Annotated in this window: 5 protein-coding genes and 1 pseudogene; 4 read left to right on the top strand and 2 right to left on the bottom strand. The window is 44.1% G+C overall.

Translation table 11 applies throughout. The features are described from left to right. Positions 1-241: DUF8820 family protein (locus F6K20_RS24670; RefSeq protein WP_287296384.1), on the bottom strand; the 241-nt coding region annotated here is incomplete at its 3' end. 628 nt (positions 242-869) lie between these two features. Here F6K20_RS24670 and F6K20_RS24665 point away from each other — a divergent pair. Next, on the top strand, positions 870-1,004 hold the full coding sequence (locus F6K20_RS24665; RefSeq protein WP_271968796.1) for a hypothetical protein: 135 nt from the start codon (positions 870-872) through the stop codon (positions 1,002-1,004). A 398-nt stretch (positions 1,005-1,402) separates the two neighbouring features. Here F6K20_RS24665 and F6K20_RS24660 read toward each other — a convergent pair whose 3' ends face one another. Then, positions 1,403-1,561 (bottom strand): hypothetical protein, encoded by a 159-nt coding sequence (locus tag F6K20_RS24660; RefSeq protein WP_287296382.1) that lies wholly within the window; start codon positions 1,559-1,561, stop codon positions 1,403-1,405. Between the two features lie 153 nt (positions 1,562-1,714). On the opposite strand from F6K20_RS24660, the gene F6K20_RS24655 reads away from it, so the two are divergent. The 3 genes and pseudogenes from F6K20_RS24655 to F6K20_RS24645 form a co-directional block, all read left to right on the top strand. Then, the gene (locus tag F6K20_RS24655; RefSeq protein ID WP_075904077.1) at positions 1,715-1,873 is read left to right on the top strand and encodes a DUF2256 domain-containing protein; all 159 of its coding nucleotides are present in this window, start codon (positions 1,715-1,717) and stop codon (positions 1,871-1,873) included. A 141-nt stretch (positions 1,874-2,014) separates the two neighbouring features. Continuing rightward, the gene (locus F6K20_RS24650; RefSeq protein WP_071106740.1) at positions 2,015-2,971 is read left to right on the top strand and encodes an isoaspartyl peptidase/L-asparaginase; all 957 of its coding nucleotides are present in this window, start codon (positions 2,015-2,017) and stop codon (positions 2,969-2,971) included. Positions 2,972-3,612: 641 nt separating this feature from the next. Beyond that, positions 3,613-4,665 (top strand): annotated as a pseudogene (locus tag F6K20_RS24645) (RNA-guided endonuclease InsQ/TnpB family protein); the annotation flags it as partial. Positions 4,666-4,789 lie beyond the last annotated feature (124 nt).

Below are 4,789 nucleotides of genomic sequence, written 5' to 3'. Positions count from 1 at the left end.
TCATCCAGCTACCATAGGGAAGCTCTATGGCCTTATGCTCTTCGTGAGTTAAGGTTGCTGTTTCTGAAACAACTTGTAGATAAAGGATGCCATTTTTTTCGTATAACTGAGCAACACCATCACTGATGCGATGAGAATGTCCAGTTACCTCCCCTTCTGCTAGGGTTAGGTGAGGTAACTGTTGTCCATTGATTTGCTCTACAGGAAGTAAAATAACGTCCCCTTGTCGAATAGGTTGCATAGCTTATTTGATTAGTTGTTAGCGTGATTAATTGTTAGTTTGATTAATTGTTATCTAGTTATCGATTTAGTTGGGAAAGGTCATAGATCATGTCGGGATAGTTACCCTTAATAAAAATCTCCCCCATCTCCCCATCTCCCCATCTCCCCATCTCCCCATCTCCCTATCTCACCAGACTTCCCACCCTCCCCACCCTCCCTCTAATTATGGGTATTCAACCTGACTTGATAATAGGGGTTCTTTTTCCCCTTACTATAGCATTTCTCCTAGTAATGATGTACAGTCAATTGGCTTATGCCTACTCCCTATTGCCTACTACCTATTGCCTAAAACCTAGGACAAAGTACTTGATAAGTATGAAAAATAGGTTTTATAAACGAGTTGTGAACATTCAGAAACCCAAAATCCTTGTGAGTACGGGTATCCTGCCCCCGTGAAATTTCACAACCTATTTAGAATTGCTATAGACAATCAAAACTCAAAAGTGGTCAATTAACAATTAACAATTAACGTAAGCATTCAGCGGTCAGCGGTCAGCGGTCAGCCGTTGGCCGTTGGCCACGCTATGGGCATAAACTTTTCCCGTAGCGTGGCCACAAGCCTTTAGCTGATAGGTAAGCATTCAGCCGTGAGCCTAAGGCTCACGCTACTTGAGGTGCCGTCAGCGGTCAGCGGTCAGCGGTCAGCGGTCAGCGGTCAGCGGTCAGCGGTCAGCGGTCAGCCTTCAGCGGTCAGCGGTCAGGGGTCAGCTATCAGTTATTAGCCTTCAGCCGTCAGCTGTTGACTAGACCTCTTGCAAAAGTATTTTTCTAATAGTGTTCTTGATGCAAAGCGCGAGTGGGGGAAACCACGGCAGTTGCTCATGGGGGGAACCCCCAAGACCGCACTGCCTCCCCAAGACCGTAATGGTGCGTTTGACCCGTAATTAAATTCGCCACGGGTCGCACCTCTGCATCGCTTTGCGTCAATTCTTGTCCACTGTTCCCTGTTCCGGTGATCCGCTGTTCCCGACAACTGCCGCGAAGTCTACTGAAAGCTAATAACTGATAGCTGATAACTGATAACTTATATAGCGGTTTTTAGCCTAATGAGGTACACAAAACTTTTTACCTCTTTCCTCTTCCGACTTTACTGCTCCCTGCTCCGTTCGCGAAGCGTGGCCTACGGCCTCAGTCCCTGCTCCCTAAAAGCCAAAAACTTGTACCTTACTAGCTTAAAAACCGCTATAGCTGATAACTGATAGCTGATAACTGATAGCTGATAGCTGATAGCTGAATACTTAAGCTGATAGCACCTCAAGTAGCACCTCAAGTAGCGCATTAGCTGATAGCTGAATGCTTACCAATTAACGATTAACAATTAACAATTAACTAACAATTAACAATTAACTTTTGTAAATTGTTTTAATTAAACTTGATATAAGTTAATAAATTGTTACAATTATAGGTATTTATAATCTATAATAAAACTAATATGACACGCCAGCAATTGAAATCGAACCTGCCAACAAAAATTTGCCCTGTTTGTCAACGTTCGTTTACATGGCGCAAAAAATGGCAAGATTGTTGGGAGGAAGTCAAATATTGCTCAGAGCGCTGTCGCAGACGGAAATCTGGCGTGAAGCAGAGATGAGGTATCAAGGATAACCAGGGCTGGATCGAGAAATTTTCTTAGTCAGTTTTTCGGGTTTTGTATATTTTCACACTTGACACATCAGAGTCTCATAATTCACACTAAATGTTTTAATCCTTAATATTTTCTTCAGTATTGTGTATGTTTGTGAAGACGGTGTGTCCCAAAGTCATTATCCACGGTGGTGCTGGTAGTTCTATAAAAGGCAAAGGAGGGGCTGATGCGATTCGCAAGTCCCTCCACTCAATTATTGAGGAGATTTATGCCTTGTTAGTGAACGGTACTAGTGCGACTGATGCTGTTGTCCGAGGTTGCCAACTGTTAGAAGATGACCCCCGCTTTAATGCTGGAACCGGTTCAGTGTTGCAATCAGATGGGCAAATCCGGATGAGTGCGTCCCTGATGGAAGGTCAATCTCAACGCTTCAGCGGTGTGATTAATGTGTCGCGAGTGCAGCATCCGATTGAGCTGGCAGAAGCGTTGCAAGGCTCCGATGACCGCGTGCTGTCGGACTATGGAGCTGCAGAATTGTTACGAGACCTTCAACTCCCGGTTTACAATCCTATGACGAAGCTGCGCTTACAAGAGTGGCTCCAAGAAAGGCAGGCCAATTTTAGCCATAAGATGGCGGGAGTTATTGCTGAGGACGAATTGGTGACGAGCTCTGAAGCTCGACGGGGAACCATTGGTGTGGTTGTACTAGATGGCCGGGGTCATCTGGCAGCAGGGACCTCTACTGGTGGTAAGGGTTTTGAACGGATTGGTCGCGTCAGCGACTCGGCGATGCCAGCAGGAAATTACGCTACTGCTGATGCAGCAGTGAGCTGCACCGGTATCGGGGAAGACATTATGGAAGAGTGTCTAGCAGCACGGATTGTGGTGCGAGTCACTGATGGTTCATCCCTGGTGAATGCAATGGAGCGTTCATTTAAGGAAGCTCGGAAGAATCAGCGAGATTTTGCCGCTATCGCTCTAGATGCTAATGGTGCGATCGCATGGGGCAAAACTAGCGAAGTTCTGCTAGCGGCTTATCATACTGGGGAAAAGATTGTGGATACGTTGAATATGACTAAGGATGTGGAATTTTTGTCGATTTAAAGGTATCTGACAACTTACCAAAAAAATTTGGGTAATCGCGCCCCGTCCTTTTAGGACTGCTTTAAGCTATAATTGATGGTAGGGGTAAAGCGCATATAGAAAAAGCGTAGTAGGTCTAGCGGACAGCTTCTGATCCGGAACCCTGGTAGCAAAAATCCTAAATCTTGTACAAATGTGGAAGCTATGATTAGAGAATTTAAAAATCTCTCCTCAAACGCCGCTGGGCAGACGGTGTATGCTTTCTGAGGGCAAGTTCGTAGGAATCCCTGTGAAGAAAGAATCCGCGTCCTTCTAGGACGGGGAGTGTCAAGGATACAGGAGGCTGAAATCCTTAGTCGATAGTCATTAGCTAATTCGCGAGAAGCCCCGCACTGTACCTGAAAGGTCAGTGTCGGGATGACAGCGGGGCAATGGAGTGAAACGTAATTGCCAATTAAGACTATTTTGGTTCAGGAAAACGAGCTATAAGGCTTCTCAATAGCTCGGAACAGGTCATCCCCCTCCGTTCAGCTTCCTGCTTAAGTTGCTTCTTCTCAAAGCTAGTCAACCTAATCATCAAATTTTTATCTTTCATTATGCATTGACATTTGTAAATACGACTGTTACTATGATAATAGGTCGAAAACAAGAGGATGGCAACAATGAGAGCAGCGTACCAATACCGAATAAGATTAACTAAATCACAAGAAGCTGAGATAGAAAGATGGTTAGATATGCTTCGTCATCAATATAACTATTTACTTGCTGACAGGTTCAACTGGTATGAACAAAACCGCTGCTCTATTAACTCCTGCCCTCTTGTCTGTCATTTACCAGATCTAAGAGACAATCCTGATTATTTTTCGCAGAAAAGAACTTTACCTCAACTCAAAAAAGAGAGACCTTGGTATAAAGTCATTCAGTCTCAAGTTCTACAAGATTGCGTGAAAAGAGTAGACCTTGCTTTTAAGCGATTCTTGAAGGGGGACAGTAATGGCAGAAAAAGCGGAAGACCTAGATTCAAGAGTCAGGGGAGATATAAATCCTTAACTTTTCCATCTTTGTCAAAGAATCCTATAAAGGGGAATATATTGACTCTTCCTAAATTCGGAAAAGTCAAGATGGTGTATCATCGTCCTATCCCTGAAGGCTTCAAGATAAAAACAGCGACAATAACCCGAAAAGCTGATGGTTATTACGTCACGCTCTCGATCCAAGATGATACTGTGCCAGACGTTTTGCCGGTGGAAGCTGTCACCAATCCTATTGGGATAGACATGGGATTGAAGTCTTTCTTGGTAAAGTCTGACGGTTCAGAGGTGCCAATACCTCAGTACTACCGAAAAGCTCAAAAACGACTAAGAAAAATTCAAAAAGAAGTTAGTCGTGCAAAGAAAGGTAGTAATAACAGGAAGAAAGCAGTCGCCCGATTAGGGAAGGCTCACAAACAAGTAGCTGAGACTAGGAAAGATTTTCACTTTAAAACAGCAAAAGTGTTGTTAGCTAGCCACGACCTAGTTGCCCATGAAAAGTTAAACATTAAAGGATTGGCTAGAACTAGACTGGCTAAGCCTGTATTAGACGCTGGATGGGGGCAGTTTTTGTCTATCCTATCAACCAAAGCCGAGAATGCTGGGTTAATAGTAAAAGCAGTAAATCCCCGGAACACCAGTCAAGATTGTTTTAGTTGTGGGCAAAAAGTTCCCAAAAAATTGAACAAGTCGTGAGACGCATTCCCCCACCTCGTCCAGGTGGGGGTTAGTCCACGCTAACAACAATAGTAAAGATTGGGATTATGACAACCTAATTGTCGTCGTCTAGTTTTCAAGCTAAAATATT

Source organism: Moorena sp. SIO2C4 (assembly GCF_010672485.1).
Taxonomy (GTDB): domain Bacteria; phylum Cyanobacteriota; class Cyanobacteriia; order Cyanobacteriales; family Coleofasciculaceae; genus Moorena; species Moorena producens.
The sequence above is the reverse complement of the archived record's forward strand: the minus strand, read 5'-3'. Positions and strand labels throughout refer to the sequence as shown.